Annotated in this window: 12 protein-coding genes; 5 read left to right on the forward strand and 7 right to left on the reverse strand. The window is 54.8% G+C overall.

Features of this window, described 5'->3' with window-relative positions; all coding sequences use genetic code 11:
- Nucleotides 1-54 precede the first annotated feature (54 nt).
- From LZ634_RS01050 to LZ634_RS01065, 4 genes are all read right to left on the reverse strand, one after another.
- The gene (locus LZ634_RS01050; protein ID WP_234501894.1) at nucleotides 55-1,674 is read right to left on the reverse strand and encodes an ABC-F family ATP-binding cassette domain-containing protein; all 1,620 of its coding nucleotides are present in this window, start codon (nucleotides 1,672-1,674) and stop codon (nucleotides 55-57) included.
- Nucleotides 1,675-1,954: 280 nt separating this feature from the next.
- Nucleotides 1,955-4,024, reverse strand: coding sequence for a glycine--tRNA ligase subunit beta (glyS, locus tag LZ634_RS01055; RefSeq protein ID WP_234501895.1), 2,070 nt, complete (start codon nucleotides 4,022-4,024; stop codon nucleotides 1,955-1,957).
- Between the two features lie 9 nt (nucleotides 4,025-4,033).
- Nucleotides 4,034-4,945 carry a glycine--tRNA ligase subunit alpha gene (gene glyQ / locus LZ634_RS01060; RefSeq protein ID WP_061284525.1) on the reverse strand — a complete coding sequence of 304 codons (912 nt, stop codon included), beginning with the start codon at nucleotides 4,943-4,945 and terminating at the stop codon, nucleotides 4,034-4,036.
- A 138-nt stretch (nucleotides 4,946-5,083) separates the two neighbouring features.
- The gene (locus LZ634_RS01065; protein WP_234501896.1) at nucleotides 5,084-5,389 is read right to left on the reverse strand and encodes a YsaB family lipoprotein; all 306 of its coding nucleotides are present in this window, start codon (nucleotides 5,387-5,389) and stop codon (nucleotides 5,084-5,086) included.
- Nucleotides 5,390-5,560: 171 nt separating this feature from the next.
- On the opposite strand from LZ634_RS01065, the gene LZ634_RS01070 reads away from it, so the two are divergent.
- Complete coding sequence (locus LZ634_RS01070; RefSeq protein WP_234501897.1) at nucleotides 5,561-6,556, forward strand: acyltransferase; 996 nt, start codon at nucleotides 5,561-5,563, stop codon at nucleotides 6,554-6,556.
- On the opposite strand, the gene LZ634_RS01075 is transcribed toward LZ634_RS01070, so the two are convergent.
- The 3 genes from LZ634_RS01075 to xylA all read right to left on the reverse strand — a co-directional run bounded on the left by LZ634_RS01075 (nucleotide 6,549) and on the right by xylA (nucleotide 9,916).
- Nucleotides 6,549-6,890 (reverse strand): YiaA/YiaB family inner membrane protein, encoded by a 342-nt coding sequence (locus LZ634_RS01075; protein WP_234501898.1) that lies wholly within the window; start codon nucleotides 6,888-6,890, stop codon nucleotides 6,549-6,551. The two genes, LZ634_RS01070 and LZ634_RS01075, sit on opposite strands and share 8 nt — an antisense overlap.
- A 170-nt stretch (nucleotides 6,891-7,060) precedes the next feature.
- Nucleotides 7,061-8,515 (reverse strand): xylulokinase, encoded by a 1,455-nt coding sequence (gene xylB / locus LZ634_RS01080; protein WP_234501899.1) that lies wholly within the window; start codon nucleotides 8,513-8,515, stop codon nucleotides 7,061-7,063.
- Nucleotides 8,516-8,593: 78 nt separating this feature from the next.
- A complete protein-coding gene (xylA, locus tag LZ634_RS01085) occupies nucleotides 8,594-9,916 on the reverse strand; it encodes a xylose isomerase (RefSeq protein WP_234501900.1) in 1,323 nt (440 codons plus the stop codon).
- A 356-nt stretch (nucleotides 9,917-10,272) separates the two neighbouring features.
- Between xylA and xylF the strand changes: the two genes are divergently transcribed.
- The 4 genes from xylF to xylR all read left to right on the forward strand — a co-directional run bounded on the left by xylF (nucleotide 10,273) and on the right by xylR (nucleotide 15,302).
- Nucleotides 10,273-11,265, forward strand: a complete 993-nt coding sequence (xylF, locus tag LZ634_RS01090) for a D-xylose ABC transporter substrate-binding protein (protein WP_234501901.1) — start codon at nucleotides 10,273-10,275, stop codon at nucleotides 11,263-11,265.
- An 82-nt stretch (nucleotides 11,266-11,347) separates the two neighbouring features.
- Nucleotides 11,348-12,889: a xylose ABC transporter ATP-binding protein gene (locus tag LZ634_RS01095; RefSeq protein WP_234501902.1), complete on the forward strand. Its 1,542-nt coding sequence runs from the start codon at nucleotides 11,348-11,350 to the stop codon at nucleotides 12,887-12,889.
- Nucleotides 12,867-14,048 carry a xylose ABC transporter permease XylH gene (xylH, locus tag LZ634_RS01100; protein ID WP_234501903.1) on the forward strand — a complete coding sequence of 394 codons (1,182 nt, stop codon included), beginning with the start codon at nucleotides 12,867-12,869 and terminating at the stop codon, nucleotides 14,046-14,048. The genes LZ634_RS01095 and xylH overlap by 23 nt, the downstream gene beginning before the upstream one ends.
- Nucleotides 14,049-14,117: 69 nt before the next feature.
- On the forward strand, nucleotides 14,118-15,302 hold the full coding sequence (gene xylR, locus LZ634_RS01105) for a D-xylose utilization transcriptional activator XylR (RefSeq protein WP_234501904.1): 1,185 nt from the start codon (nucleotides 14,118-14,120) through the stop codon (nucleotides 15,300-15,302).

Genomic DNA, 15,302 nt, shown 5'->3' on the forward strand with positions numbered 1-15,302 from the left:
GTTAACGCCGCTAAGAATTGTAAATCCCTGCCTTATGGCGGGGATTTTTTTTATCTAAAGTTCGCTAAAATGCCAGCCTGACTCGCGCCACTCCAGACAGTGCGTCAACTTAAGCCCCTGCAGAAAAGCCTCATCATGAGATACCACCAGCATTGCGCCGGGAAAATTAGCCAGCGCTGACTCAATCGCCTGCACCGATGCTAAATCCAGATGGTTAGTGGGTTCATCCAGTAACAGCAGCTGCGTCGACTCGCGCCGCCAGAGCACGCATGCCAGCGCCGCTTTTAACCGTTCACCTCCACTCAGCATAGCCAGTGGCAAATTTACCTTGTCTGCACCAAGCTGCAGTTGCGCTAGTCGAGTACGAATCATCCCTTCATCCAGTGGCGTTTCCCCGGCGTGCAGATGCGCTATCACCGACAGAGACAAATCCAACTGTGTCAGGTGCTGATCCAGCCAGGCCGCGGTGACCGATAGCTGACAATGCCCGGAGATTGGTGCCTCCAGTCCTACCAGCGTTTTCAGCAGCGTTGTTTTCCCGCAGCCGTTTGGCCCGCGAAGCGCTACCCGCATCGGCCCCGCCATCCGCCAGTCGAGGGGGGATAACCTCTGGTGCGCCAATTGCAGCGCCTCCAGAACGAGGATCTGTTTTCCGGCCGTAACATGGCTACCCGGCAGCGTAAACATCACCGGATTATTATCCTCAACCCGCTCACGGGCCTGCTTCACCGCGCTATCCAGGGCACTATTTTGCTCCCGGTGCTGGCGCAATAACGTTCCGGGGCGTTCGCGCGCCGCGCCTTTGTATTTCACCCGTTCAAACGAAGCGATATTCAGGCTATCCACGGTCCGAAGCGTCTTTGCCGAGCGCCTTTGACAGTCATCATGCTCTTTATGCATTCGTGCACGAGTGCGTCGGCGTTCGGTGGCCGCATGCTCAAGTGCTGCACGTGCTGCATTCTGCTCGGCATCGCGCTGCTGCTGGTAGTCGGTAAAATTTCCGCCGTAGCTTCGCAACGCGGTCGGGGTGAGCTCGAGAATACGCGGCATGCGTGACAGCAACTCACGATCGTGGCTGGCAATAAGCGCGCCACCACGCCAGCTTTCAAGCTGACGGTAGAGCCATTCACGGCCGCTTCTGTCCAGATGGTTGGTCGGTTCGTCCAGCAGGAGGTAATCAGCCCCCGAGATAAACGCCGCGCAAAGTAAGGCTTTAATCCGCTCGCCGCCGCTAAGAGAAGAGGCAAGCCGCTGTGGCGAAAAGGCTCCCAGCCCCGCATCCTGGAACGCCGCATCGAGACGTACCGGTAGATCCCAAAATCCGTCCAGGGTGTCGATGTCTTCAGCCAATGCATGGCCACATTCAAGGCGTCGCAGAGCCGCAAAAATGGACGTATAGCCCAGAAGCTCAGCGAGCGTGGCTTCGGGAAAAATCTCGTGCTGCTGTGCCACATAGGCGTGAGCAGAAAAATATTCGATATGACCCGTCGATGGCGTATCCACGCCGGCCAGCAGGCGTAAAAGCCGCGTTTTACCGACGCCATTACGCCCAACAAGTCCGCAGAGGGACTTCTCCAGCGAAAGATTCAGCGGGCCAAAAAGGGTGTCACCCGTCGCGAACTGACAGGAAACCTGATGCAAAATATAAGAAGGGGATTGCGCACAATGGGCCATAAGCACTCCTGAGTGAAATCAATAACTCCCCTGCTTGCAGCATGCTGCTCAGCAAGGATTCGAATTCAGCAGGTGTGTTTGTCCATTTTCAGTGTGCCTCAGTGAGACGAGGGATTCGTCGCCGCACAGGATAAACGCATTGCGTTACGCAATTCAAGATTCTTTTTTGCGCACCTTACGGATTCATCCTGTGCCCACCACCATCCATCCCCTTTGGAGTCACGAATTACAGACATAAAAAAACCTGCCCGAGGGCAGGTTTTTGACTATCCAAAAGCGATTACTGCAGCAGGGAAATATCCGCTACCTGCAGGAACAGATCGCGCAGTTTGGATAGCAGCGTCAGGCGGTTGATGCGCACATCTTTGTCTTCGGCGTTAACCATCACGTTTTCGAAGAACTCATCCACCGGCTCGCGCAGAGAGGCCAGTTCAACCAGCGCTTCCTGGTAACGGCCTTCAGCAAAGTACGGCTGCAGCTTATCGCGCAGAACAACCAGGTTACTGGCCAGCTTAATCTCCGCCGCTTCTTTCAGTACCGACGCATGAACGATGTCATTCAGCGTTTCGTCAGATTTCGCGAGGATATTCGATACACGTTTGTTGGCCGCAGCCAGCGCCGCCGCTTCTTCCAGAGTACGGAAGTGCGAAACCGCCTTCATACGTGCATCAAAGTCAGCCGGACGGGTCGGACGACGCGCCAGTACTGCCTGAATGGTGTCAACGGTGTAGCCTTCATCCTGATACCAGGCGCGGAAACGACCGAGCATGAAGTCGATAACTTCATCAACCACTTTGGCGTTAGTCAGCTTGTCACCGTACAGACGAACCGCTTCTTCGGTCAGCGTTTGCAGATCGAGGTTCAGGTTTTTCTCAACGATGATACGCAGCACGCCGAGCGCCGCACGACGCAGCGCAAACGGGTCTTTATCGCCTTTCGGATGCTGACCGATACCGAAAATACCCGCCAGGGTGTCCATCTTATCGGCAATCGCTACGGCACAAGCAACCGGGTTGGACGGCAGGTCATCACCCGCAAAGCGCGGCTGATACTGCTCGTTCAGGGCAACCGCCACATCTTCCGCTTCGCCATCGTGACGCGCGTAGTGCATCCCCATCACGCCCTGGGTGTCGGTGAACTCGAAGACCATGTTGGTCATCAGGTCACACTTGGACAGCAGGCCCGCGCGGGTTGCGTGATTCACATCAGCGCCAATCTGTGCGGCAATCCAGCCCGCCAGCGCCTGAATGCGATCGGTCTTGTCACGCAGCGTACCGAGCTGTTGCTGGAACAGAACGGTTTGCAGACGCGGCAGATGGTCTTCCAGGCGTTTTTTGCGGTCGGTGTTGAAGAAGAACTCGGCATCCGCCAAACGTGGACGAACCACTTTTTCGTTACCAGAGATAATCTGGACAGGATCTTTCGATTCAATGTTGGCAACGAAGATGAAGTTTGGCAGCAGTTTGCCCGCGTTGTCGTAAACCGGGAAATACTTCTGATCGCCCTTCATGGTGTAGACCAGCGCTTCGGCTGGAACCGCGAGGAATTTCTCTTCGAATTTCGCCGTCAGAACAACCGGCCATTCCACCAGGGAGGCCACTTCTTCCAGCAGGCTTTCGCTCAGATCGGCGTTACCGCCAATTTTGCGCGCCGCTTCTTCAGCATCGGCTTTGATTTTGGCTTTACGTTGTTCATAGTCAGCAATGACTTTGCCGCGCTCAGCCAGAATCTGCGGATACTGATCGGCATTGTCGATGGTGAATTCCGGCTCGCCCATAAAGCGATGGCCGCGAATCACGCGATCGGACTGAATGCCGAGAATGGTCGCAGGGACGACTTTATCGCCCAGCAGCAGGGTCACGGTGTGAATCGGACGCACAAACTGCACGTCGGACGCGCCCCAGCGCATCAGTTTTGGAATTGGCAGCTTAGCCAGCGAGGTCGCAATCATGTTCGGCAGCAGCGCTTCGGTGCTTTCGCCCTTCACGTGCGCGCGATACAGCAGCCATTCACCTTTGTCGGTGGTCAGACGTTCAGCCTGATCAACGGTAATACCGCAGCCACGTGCCCAACCTTCGGCCGCTTTGCTTGGTTTACCTTCCGCGTCGAACGCCTGGGCAATCGCCGGGCCGCGTTTTTCAACTTCGCGATCGGCCTGTGCAGCCGCCAGATTTGCCACTTTCAGCGCCAGACGACGCGGTGCAGCAAACCATTCAACTTTACCGTGCGCGAGGCCAGCGTTATCCAGCTCTGCGGTCACGTTCGCAGCAAAGGATTCAGCCAGGCTGCGCAGTGCTTTTGGTGGCAGCTCTTCTGTGCCGATTTCCACCAGGAAAGTTTTCTCAGACATGGCCGCCTCTTATTTATTCTTGTTGCACATCGGGAAGCCAAGGGCCTCACGGGAAGCATAGTAAGCTTCTGCCACTGCTTTAGTCAGGGTGCGAATACGCAGGATGTAGCGCTGACGCTCGGTGACGGAGATGGCTTTACGCGCATCCAGCAGGTTAAAGCTATGGGCGGCTTTCAGAATACGCTCGTAGGCAGGCAGCGGCAGCGGGTTTTCCAGCGCCAGCAGCTGCTGAGCTTCTTTCTCGTACTGCTCGAAGCAGGTAAACAGGAAGTCCACATCGGCGTATTCGAAGTTATAGGTGGATTGCTCCACTTCGTTCTGATGGAACACGTCGCCGTAGGTAGTTTTACCCAGCGGGCCGTCGCTCCAGACCAGATCGTAAACGCTGTCCACGCCCTGGATATACATCGCCAGACGTTCCAGACCGTAGGTGATTTCACCGGTCACCGGCTTACATTCCATGCCGCCAACCTGCTGGAAGTAGGTGAACTGCGTCACTTCCATACCGTTCAGCCACACTTCCCAACCCAGACCCCAGGCACCCAGCGTTGGGTTTTCCCAGTTATCTTCCACGAAACGAATATCGTGGATGGTTGGATCCATACCCAGCTCTTTCAGAGACCCGAGGTACAGCTCCTGGATGTTGTCCGGAGACGGTTTAATCACTACCTGGAACTGATAGTAGTGCTGTAAACGGTTCGGGTTTTCGCCATAGCGGCCATCGGTTGGACGGCGGGATGGCTGCACGTAGGCAGTTGCCATTGGCTCTGGGCCCAATGCACGCAGGCATGTCATTGGGTGAGAAGTGCCCGCGCCAACTTCCATGTCCAGTGGTTGAACAATGGTGCAGCCCTGACGAGCCCAGTAATCCTGTAAGGTCAGGATCAGGCCCTGGAAGGTCCTGGTATCAAACTTTTGCATATGATTTCGTGCTGGATACGTGTGGATTTATAGGAAGGATCCAGTATACCCGCTGGCTGCGAGATATACAGTACGAAACGGGGTTGTTTAGGGAAAATTGGGGAAAACCGAGTGAATTTTACTGGATTCTCTCCTGCTCTAGCGCATCGAGAGATGTAAAAAACTGCCATCCGCATCAAAAGAGCAGACAAAACTTTCATTCTGCGCAGTATAGCCGCGGAGCTCATAGCTGCCCTGATAACGCTCAAAACCGGTCACGTCAATTTTCTTCGACGCCGTATTATAACGCTGGGCCGCATTATTTTTGCATAGCTGCTCCATTTCCAGCGAGAGCGCAGGATTCACTCTGGCGCTTTGCGTTTTCTGCACCACCGGCGGTTCCGCCGTCGAGCACCCAACCAGCAGGATACCAACCAGCAAAAGCGGGAGAGACTTCATCATCATTATTTCTATTTCCGGGCGGTTATTTTAGGCTGTAGCCCTTTATGCCACCGCATTGTGCGAATCTCGCAGCGACTCCACAAGCACGGGGCGGAAAACTCAGAATTATCCATTGAAATAGCGCCAGCTAAGGCGAGTCTGAATCTCTATTAATAGCCAGGAAAAAGGCATCTGATGCAAGCAAAGATTAATTGGATTGATAACCTACGCGGAATCGCCTGTTTGATGGTCGTGATGATCCACACCACCACCTGGTTTGTGACCAATCCACATCAAATCACGCCACTCAGTTGGGATTTCGCCAACGTCCTTAATTCTGCTTCTCGCGTCAGCGTACCGCTGTTCTTTATGATCTCGGGCTTTCTGTTTTTTGGCCCGCGTAGCGCTCAGCCGCGCCATTTCCTGCGTATCGCCCTGTGTCTTTTATTCTACAGCGCTATAGCACTCCTCTTTATCGCCGCCTTCACCCACATCAATGTGGAAATGTCATTGAAGAACCTGCTGCAAAAACCGGTGTTCTACCATCTGTGGTTTTTCTTCGCCATCATGGTGATTTACCTGGTTTCTCCGCTGATTGAGGTCAAAGCCATTAGCGGGAAGATGTTGCTGGCGCTAATGGTAGTTATTGGCATTGTGGCGAACCCTAATACAGTTTCACTCAGCAGCGATGGGGCGAAATGGCTGCCAGTCAACCTGTACATCAACGGCGATACCTTCTACTACGTGCTGTACGGATTACTGGGCCGCGCGCTGGGCATGATGGAAACCAGCCGCAAATCGCTAACGTGGATCTGCGGCCTGCTGTTTATCGCGGCGGTATGGGGGATTTCACGGGGAACGCTTTATGAGCTGCAGTGGCGCGGTAATTTTGCCGACACCTGGTATGTTTACTGCGGGCCGATGGTCTTTATCTGTGCAGCCGCATTGTTCATTGTGGTCAAAAACACGCTAAACCAGCGCGTGCTCCCCGGTCTGGGGCTGATCTCCCGCCATTCGCTCGGCATATACGGTTTCCATGCTTTCATCATCTACGCAATCCGTAGCTGGAATCTCGACCTTAAACACTGGGCTGCGCTGGATATTCTCTGGGTGTTTACCGCCACGCTCGCCGGCAGCCTGCTGCTCTCGCTCGCCTTACAACAAGTAGATAAGAGACGGCTGGTTAGCTAGTTTGCTGTAGCGATGATGCCCTCCAGCCGGACGAACCGTACATGCAGGCAAACCATGCCACCACGGATAGTCCTTTGTAGGCAAGCGCCAGCGGCATATTCAAGACGCCGACCAACAGCAGCCCGGCCGCCAGGAGCAGCATCAGCCCACAAAGCCTTTCAAACTGCTGGGTGACGGCCTGGCGGTGCGCAACGATAGCAAAACTTCCCAGCACCAGCACCGCCAGAAAATAGCCTTTATCTTCCAGCTGCGGGCACGCCCGCCAGAGGCAGAAAAGGTACAGTAAAACACCGAAAATAAGCGCGATGCGTGGTGACTTAACGATATCCCTCATGATGTCTCTCCCTTATCCATAACGTCACCATTATGAGCAGGGGGATAATTTTCACAGCACCGCAACAAAGAAAAACGGCAGTTTCAGAATTCATCAATACAAAATATCGATGTAAAGTTCGCAGGAAATGGCGAGTTACCCGCCCCTTGGGGGACGGGTAGACAGTATCGTCAGGACATCAACGGTTGCAGTTGCAGGTAGATCTTACGGAACATTTCACGCAATGGAGCGTAATACGCCACGCGTTCAGGATCGGGGTGATGCTCTTGCTCCAGCGCCAGCTGCGGCAGTAGCTCAGCGTATGACCTGTCTTTACAGATGGCCAACTGCGCCAGACGAGCAGCGCCAAGCGCTGGGCCGACATCGCCACCGGTGCGATAATCAAGCTGCTTGCCACAAATATCCGCCAACATTTGACGCCAGTAGGCACTACGCGCGCCGCCGCCAATGAGGGTGATACTCTTCGGCTCAACGCCGCAAGCATGAACAACATCCATCCCGTCGGCTAGCGCGAAACCAACGCCTTCCAACACCGCGCGCGCCAGCTCTGCCGGGCCATGCTGATGAGTGAGGCCGAAGAACACGCCTTTAGCCTCGGGATTGTTGTGCGGCGTGCGTTCACCGGAAAGATACGGCAGGAACCAGACTGGCCCCGCGCTCGCATCGGCCGTTTGCGCGGCGTCAATCAGCGCAGGAACCGTCCCCAGCCCCGTGAGCTTAGCCGCCCAATCCAGGCAAGATGCGGCGCTGAGCATGACTGACATTAAGTGCCAGCGGCCAGGTAACGCGTGGCAGAAGCTGTGCACCGCGCTTTCTGGTTTACTCAGGAAGCCTTCGCTCACGGCAAAATAGACGCCCGAGGTCCCCAGCGACAGCATCGCCTGCCCGGCATCCGCCATGCCTACGCCCACGGCACCGGCCGCATTATCCCCGCCGCCGGCAACAACCGGCACCGCAGGCATTTTCCAGGCGCTGGCAACCGATGCCAGCAGATGCCCGGTAATGTCGCAACCTTCAAACAGCGCCGGCATATTATCGCGAGTCAGACCACAGGCCGCGAGCATCTCATCGCTCCAGTCACGCTTCGCCACGTCCATCCACATCGTGCCCGCCGCGTCGGACATATCGCTGGCAAACTCGCCGGTCATCCGCAGCCGCAGATAATCTTTAGGCAAAAGCACCTTATCAACCTGGCGGAAAATTTCCGCTTCATGACGCTGTACCCACAGCAGTTTCGGCGCGGTAAAACCGGGCATCATCAAATTGCCGGTGATTTGCCGCGAAGTCTTCACCTGCGCTTCCAGCAGCTCGCACTCTTCCGCACAGCGACCGTCGTTCCATAAAATTGCCGGGCGCAGTACGCGCTGCTGCTTATCGAGAAGCGTTGCGCCGTGCATCTGCCCGGCAATCCCCAGCGCTTTCACACCCTGCAGGCTATGCTGCTCGCCTAACCCTTTCATAGCGCGATCGGTTGCCTGCCACCACTGCTCAGGATCCTGTTCTGACCAAAGAGGGTGCGGACGAGAAACCGTCAATTTTTCTGTTTGCGAAGCCAGCACGGTGCCCTGCTCATCAAGCAGGATCGCCTTTACGCCAGACGTTCCGAGATCTATGCCGATATACATCGCGACTGCTCCTTTAATTAGTACGATGCCCGGCAAGCTTGCGCTCCCGGGCATTATTTATCCTGCAGGACTCAAACCTTACTTATCGAACAGGTAGTGGTTAACCAGCCCTTCCAGCAGTTCCTGATGACCGCTCTGATGCTGTGGCGCCAGCTGATGCTGCTCGGCGTATTTCGCCAGTTCCTGCAGCGACATCTGGCCTTTGAGGATCTGCTGACCCAGTTCGCCATTCCAGCCGGCATAGCGTTTAGCGACGCGTTTATCCAGTTCTCCGCCTTCAACCATGCGGGCCGCCACTTTCAGCGACAGCGCCATGGTGTCCATTGCGCCGATGTGACCATAGAACAGGTCGTATTTGTCGGTGCTCTGGCGACGGACTTTGGCATCAAAGTTCATCCCGCCGGTGGTGAAGCCGCCCGCTTTAAGGATTTCATACATCACCAGCGCGTTTTCTTCGACGCTGTTCGGGAACTGGTCGGTATCCCAGCCCAGCTGCGGGTCGCCGCGGTTAGCATCTACCGAACCAAACAGACCCAGCGCAATGGCGGTGGCAATTTCGTGATGGAAAGAGTGACCCGCCAGCGTCGCGTGGTTGGCCTCGATATTCAGCTTAATCTCTTTTTCCAGGCTGAACTGTTTCAGGAAGCCATATACCGTTGACGCATCGTAGTCATACTGGTGCTTGGTTGGCTCCTGCGGTTTTGGTTCAATCAGCAGGGTGCCCTGGAAGCCGATTTTGTGTTTGTGCTCGACCACCATCTGCATGAAGCGGCCAATCTGCTCGCGCTCCTGACGCAGGTCGGTATTGAGCAGGGTCTCGTAACCTTCACGACCGCCCCACAGCACATAGTTTTCACCGCCCAGTTTGTGGGTCGCATTCATGGCGGTAAACACCTGAGTGGCCGCCATGCTGAACACTTCCGGATCCGGGTTAGTTGCCGCACCGGCGCCGTAGCGCGGGTTGGTGAAGCAGTTTGCGGTCCCCCACAGCAGCTTCACGCCGCTCTGCTGTTGTTTTTCTGCCAGCACATCGACCATCTGAGCAAAATTATTCAGATACTCTTTCAGGTTTGCACCTTCCGGAGAAACGTCGACATCATGGAAGCAATAGTAAGGGACATTCAGTTTGTGGAAGAATTCAAACGCCACATCAGCTTTACGTTTCGCACGCTCGATGGCTTCGCCCGGCTGCTGCCATGGACGATCAAATGAGCCAACGCCGAACATATCTGCGCCGTTCCAGCAGAAGGTGTGCCAGTAGCAGGCGGCAAAGCGCAGATGGTCTTCCATACGTTTACCCAGCACCAGCTCGTCCGGGTTGTAGTGGCGGAAGGCCAGCGGGTTCTCTGTTTTTGGGCCTTCGAAACGAACACGATCCAGTTGGTCGAAATAAGCTTGCATAATGAACTCCATAATCTGACACGCGGCGAGGAATACTTCGTGTTGTCATACTGAATACTGAATTGCCGTTGCTCAATTACGTTATTTCACACTGCTATTAAGATAATCCACAAATGTGCGCTGGCTCCCAAAATAAAAAGACAAATTCTTCGTTCCGGTTTGTAATTTCTCCATTTAACAAAATGAAAATCAGATCGCGGTCATAAATTAGCAATTAAACGAAATATCGTAATGGCAAGATAAAAATCTGTAATTGCCAGACGCTATATACATGTTAAGAATTTGCTGCGTGTTAAGTCATTTCTGTTTCTTTTATCGCCAATCTCACCCCTATCCCTACAGAAGGCATTACGATTATGAAGATAAAGAACCTTTGCCTCACACTCTGCGCATCGCTCCTCCTGACCAGCATGGCCAGCAGCGCCAAAGAAGTTAAAATTGGCATGGCTATTGACGATCTGCGCCTTGAACGCTGGCAGAAAGACCGCGATATCTTTGTGAATAAAGCCGAACAGCTCGGCGCAAAAGTCTTTGTACAGTCGGCAAATGGCAACGAAGAGACGCAAATGTCGCAGATTGAAAATATGATCAATCGCGGCGTCGATGTCCTTGTTATTATTCCTTATAACGGCCAGGTACTTAGCAACGTAATTAAAGAAGCAAAACAAGAAGGAATTAAAGTCCTCGCCTATGACCGTATGATTAATAATGCGGATATCGATTTCTACATCTCTTTCGATAACGAAAAAGTGGGTGAAATGCAGGCGCAAAGTCTGGTCAACCAGGTTCCTCAGGGGAATTATTTCCTGATGGGCGGCTCCCCGGTTGATAATAATGCCAAACTTTTCCGTGCCGGTCAGATGAAAGTATTAAAACCATATATTGATAATGGGAAAATTAAAGTCGTCGGCGATCAATGGGTTGACGGCTGGCTGCCGGAAAATGCGCTGAAGATTATGGAAAATGCGCTGACCGCCAACAATAACAAAGTCGATGCCGTTGTTGCCTCAAACGACGCCACCGCAGGTGGGGCTATCCAGGCGCTAAGCGCGCAGGGACTGGCTGGCAAAGTGGCTATCTCCGGCCAGGATGCAGATCTTGCGGGTATCAAACGTATCATGAACGGTACGCAGACCATGACCGTGTATAAGCCGATAACGCTGCTGGCAAACAGTGCCGCAGAAATAGCCGTCGAGCTAGGCAATGGTCAACAGCCGAAGTCAGATGCCACGCTGAATAATGGTCTGAAAGACGTCCCATCCCGCCTGCTTACCCCGATTGAAGTCAATAAAACCAATATTGACGAGACCGTCGTTAAAGATGGTTTCCATAAGAAAAGCGAACTCTAAATGGCATGCCCCAGCCCAGCGCTGGGGCGGCTCGACTGGCGATAAGAGCCGCTGGTCAGGTTTACGTGGAGCACAAACACTTATGCCATATTTACTCGAAATGAAGGGCATCACCAAAACCTTTGGCGTGGTTAAGGCTATCGATAACGTCAGCCTGCGCCTGAATCCTGGTGAGGTGGTGTCTCTATGCGGTGAGAACGGTTCCGGCAAGTCGACGCTGATGAAGGTGTTATGCGGTATTTATCCGCATGGCAGCTACGACGGCGAGATTGTTTTTGCCGGAGAGACGCTCCAGCCGACACATATTCGCGATACCGAACGCAAGGGTATCGCCATTATTCACCAGGAGCTGGCGCTGGTTAAGCATTTGACTGTGCTTGAAAATATTTTCCTTGGGGCGGAAATCAGCCGCCACGGCGTGCTCGATTACGACACCATGACGTTACGCTGCGAGAAACTGCTGGCCCAGGTCAACCTAGCCATTTCGCCGGATACCCGAGTAGGTGATTTAGGGCTTGGCCAACAGCAACTGGTTGAAATCGCCAAAGCGCTGAATAAACAGGTGCGGCTGCTGATCCTCGATGAACCTACCGCCTCATTAACCGAGCAAGAGACCGCGGTGCTGCTGGATATCATTCGCGATCTGCAAAACCACGGTATCGCCTGCGTCTATATCTCCCACAAGCTTAACGAAGTGAAGGCGATTTCCGACACCATCTGCGTTATCCGCGATGGTCAACATATTGGCACCCGCGATGCCAACAGCATGACCGAGGATGACATCATCACCATGATGGTCGGACGCGAGCTGACTGCGCTGTATCCGAATGAGCCCCACGCGGCGGGAGATGAGATCCTGCGCGTAGAACATCTCACCGCCTGGCATCCGGTCAACCGCCACATTAAACGGGTTAACGATATATCGTTTAGCCTGAAACGCGGGGAAATCCTCGGCATCGCTGGGCTAGTCGGTGCCGGGCGCACCGAGGCGGTACAGTGCCTGTTCGGCGTCTGGCGCGGCCGCTGGGAGGGGAAAGTGTTTATTGATGGCAAACAGGTTGATATCCGCAATTGTCAGCAGGCGATTGCCCACGGTATCGCCATGGTGCCGGAAGACCGCAAAAAAGATGGCATCGTGCCCGTGATGGCGGTTGGCAAAAATATCACCCTCGCCGCGCTAAATGATTTTAGCGGCACGTTAAGCAGTCTTGACGACGCGAAAGAACAGCAGTGCATTTTGCAATCCATCCAGCGCCTGAAAGTCAAAACCTCTTCACCCGATCTCGCCATCGGACGCCTGAGCGGCGGCAACCAGCAGAAAGCCATTCTGGCGCGCTGCCTGCTGCTGAACCCACGCATCCTGATTCTCGATGAACCAACGCGCGGTATCGATATTGGCGCGAAGTATGAAATCTACAAACTGATCAACCAACTGGTGCAGCAAGGCATTGCCGTCATCGTGATCTCCTCTGAATTACCGGAAGTGCTGGGTCTCAGCGACCGGGTGCTGGTTATGCATGAAGGAAAACTCAAAGCCGACCTGGTGAACCATAACCTGACCCAGGAACAAGTGATGGAAGCCGCCTTAAGGAGCGAACGCCATGTCGAAAAACAATCCGTCTGAACTGAAACTGGCAGCCCCTGCGCCGTCTGCGGCGCTGCGGCTAAAATCACTGAATCTGCAGGTTTTCGTCATGATCGCCGCGATCGTAGTGATCATGCTGTTCTTCACCTGGACCACCGACGGTGCGTATCTCAGCGCACGTAACGTTTCTAACCTGCTGCGTCAGACCGCGATTACCGGCATCCTGGCGGTGGGTATGGTGTTTGTCATTATCTCCGCCGAAATCGATCTGTCCGTCGGTTCAATGATGGGCCTGCTGGGCGGGGCAGCGGCAATTTTTGACGTCTGGCTCGGCTGGCCGTTGCCGCTCACCATCATCGTGACGCTGGCTATGGGTCTGGTGCTTGGCGCGTGGAACGGGTGGTGGGTGGCCTATCGCAAGGTGCCTTCGTTTATCGTCACGCTAGCCGGAATGCTCGCCTTCCGCGGCATATTGATTGGTATCACCAACGGCACGACGGTCTCGCCTACCAGCGCCGCTATGTCGCAAATTGGCCAGAGCTATCTGCCAGATGGGGTTGGCTTCACCTTCGGCGCCATCGGGCTGATGGCATTTGTCGCCTGGCAGTGGCGAGGCCGGATGCGCAGGCAGTCTCTGGGCCTGACGACGCCAGCGTCCACCGGAATGGTGGGTCGTCAGTCGTTGACGGCGGTCATTGTTCTGGGCGCTATCTGGCTGCTCAACGATTACCGGGGTGTTCCTACACCCGTGCTGCTGCTGACGCTGCTGATGCTGGCAGGAATGTTTATGGCCATGCGTACCGCCTTCGGTCGGCGCATTTACGCCATCGGCGGGAATATTGAAGCCGCCCGCCTGTCGGGCATTAACGTTGAGCGTAACAAGCTGGCGGTATTCGCCATTAACGGCCTGATGGTGGCGATTGCCGGGCTGATTCTCAGCTCGCGGCTGGGCGCCGGTTCGCCCTCGGCGGGGAATATTGCCGAACTGGATGCGATCGCCGCATGCGTTATCGGTGGAACCAGCCTCGCGGGCGGCGTCGGCAGCGTGGCAGGGGCCGTTATGGGCGCATTTATTATGGCGTCTCTCGACAACGGAATGAGTATGATGGACGTCCCGACTTTCTGGCAATATATCGTTAAAGGTGCGATTTTATTGCTTGCCGTCTGGATGGACTCCGCCACCAAACGGCGCGCGTAATTGCCTGGCCGTGGTGTTGCCGATAGCGTCTGCGGCAACCCCCTCATGATTCACGAGGAACCCTGAACCATGTTTGGAAAACGTCACCGCGTGACGCTGTTATTCAACGCTAACAAAGCCTTCGACCGTCAGGTGGTCGAAGGTGTGGGTGAATACTTACAGGCGTCGCAGTCAGAGTGGGATATCTTCATTGAAGAAGATTTTCGCGCGCGTATTGAAAACATCAAAGAGTGGCTCGGAGATGGCGTTATCGCCGACTACGACGACCCCACCATCGAGGCGCTGCTGACCGATGTCAATGTGCCTATCGTCGGCGTTGGTGGCTCTTACCACCGCCAGGAGCAGTATCCGCCGGTTCACTACATCGCGACCGATAACTATGCGCTGGTTGAAAGCGCATTTTTGCATTTGAAGGAAAAAGGGGTCCATCGCTTCGCGTTCTACGGCCTGCCCACCGCCAGTGGTAAACGCTGGGCCGAGGAGCGCGAGTACGCGTTTAGCCAGATTGTCGCCAAAGAGAAATACCGCGGCGTGATTTATCAGGGCCAGGAAACCGCGCCAGAGAACTGGCAGCATGCCCAGAATAGGCTGGCCGATTGGCTGCAAACGCTGCCGCCGCAAACCGGGATCATCGCAGTCACCGATTCCCGCGCACGCCATATTTTGCAGGCCTGTGAGCATCTGCATATCCCGGTGCCGGAAAAACTCTGTGTTATCGGCATCGACAATGAAGAATTGACCCGCTATCTCTCCCGCGTGGCGCTCTCGTCGGTGGCACAAGGTGCACGCCAGATGGGCTACCAGGCGGCAAAACTGATGCAGCGCCTACTCGATAACGAAACGCTACCGCTACAGCGCGTACTGGTGCCGCCCATGCGAGTGATGGAGCGGCGCTCCACGGACTACCGCTCATTGAACGACCCTGCGGTAATTCAAGCCATGCACTACATCCGCAATAACGCCTGTAAGGGCATCAAGGTCGAGCAGGTGCTGGATTCAGTGGGCATTTCCCGCTCTAACCTAGAAAAACGTTTTAAAGAAGAAGTCGGCGAGACCATTCACGCGGTGATCCACAGCGAGAAGCTGGAAAAAGCGCGCAGCCTGCTGGTCTCGACTTCGCTGTCGATCAACGAAATCTCGCAGATGTGCGGCTACCCGTCGCTGCAATACTTCTATTCTGTGTTTAAGAAAGAGTATGACACCACGCCGAAAGAGTATCGGGAGCAGCATAGCGAGGCGCTGATTCAGGCTTGA

The organism is Kluyvera intermedia, assembly GCF_021440345.1.
Classification (GTDB): Bacteria; Pseudomonadota; Gammaproteobacteria; order Enterobacterales; family Enterobacteriaceae; genus Kluyvera; species Kluyvera intermedia_A.

Bases quoted from the DNA above. Each gene is read 5' to 3' on its own strand.
- LZ634_RS01050 (WP_234501894.1), bottom strand. From the start codon at position 1,674: ATGGCCCATTGTGCGCAATCCCCTTCTTATATTTTGCATCAGGTTTCC.
- glyS (WP_234501895.1), bottom strand. From the start codon at position 4,024: ATGTCTGAGAAAACTTTCCTGGTGGAAATCGGCACAGAAGAGCTGCCA.
- glyQ (WP_061284525.1), bottom strand. From the start codon at position 4,945: ATGCAAAAGTTTGATACCAGGACCTTCCAGGGCCTGATCCTGACCTTA.
- LZ634_RS01065 (WP_234501896.1), bottom strand. From the start codon at position 5,389: ATGATGATGAAGTCTCTCCCGCTTTTGCTGGTTGGTATCCTGCTGGTT.
- LZ634_RS01070 (WP_234501897.1), top strand. From the start codon at position 5,561: ATGCAAGCAAAGATTAATTGGATTGATAACCTACGCGGAATCGCCTGT.
- LZ634_RS01075 (WP_234501898.1), bottom strand. From the start codon at position 6,890: ATGAGGGATATCGTTAAGTCACCACGCATCGCGCTTATTTTCGGTGTT.
- xylB (WP_234501899.1), bottom strand. From the start codon at position 8,515: ATGTATATCGGCATAGATCTCGGAACGTCTGGCGTAAAGGCGATCCTG.
- xylA (WP_234501900.1), bottom strand. From the start codon at position 9,916: ATGCAAGCTTATTTCGACCAACTGGATCGTGTTCGTTTCGAAGGCCCA.
- xylF (WP_234501901.1), top strand. From the start codon at position 10,273: ATGAAGATAAAGAACCTTTGCCTCACACTCTGCGCATCGCTCCTCCTG.
- LZ634_RS01095 (WP_234501902.1), top strand. From the start codon at position 11,348: ATGCCATATTTACTCGAAATGAAGGGCATCACCAAAACCTTTGGCGTG.
- xylH (WP_234501903.1), top strand. From the start codon at position 12,867: ATGTCGAAAAACAATCCGTCTGAACTGAAACTGGCAGCCCCTGCGCCG.
- xylR (WP_234501904.1), top strand. From the start codon at position 14,118: ATGTTTGGAAAACGTCACCGCGTGACGCTGTTATTCAACGCTAACAAA.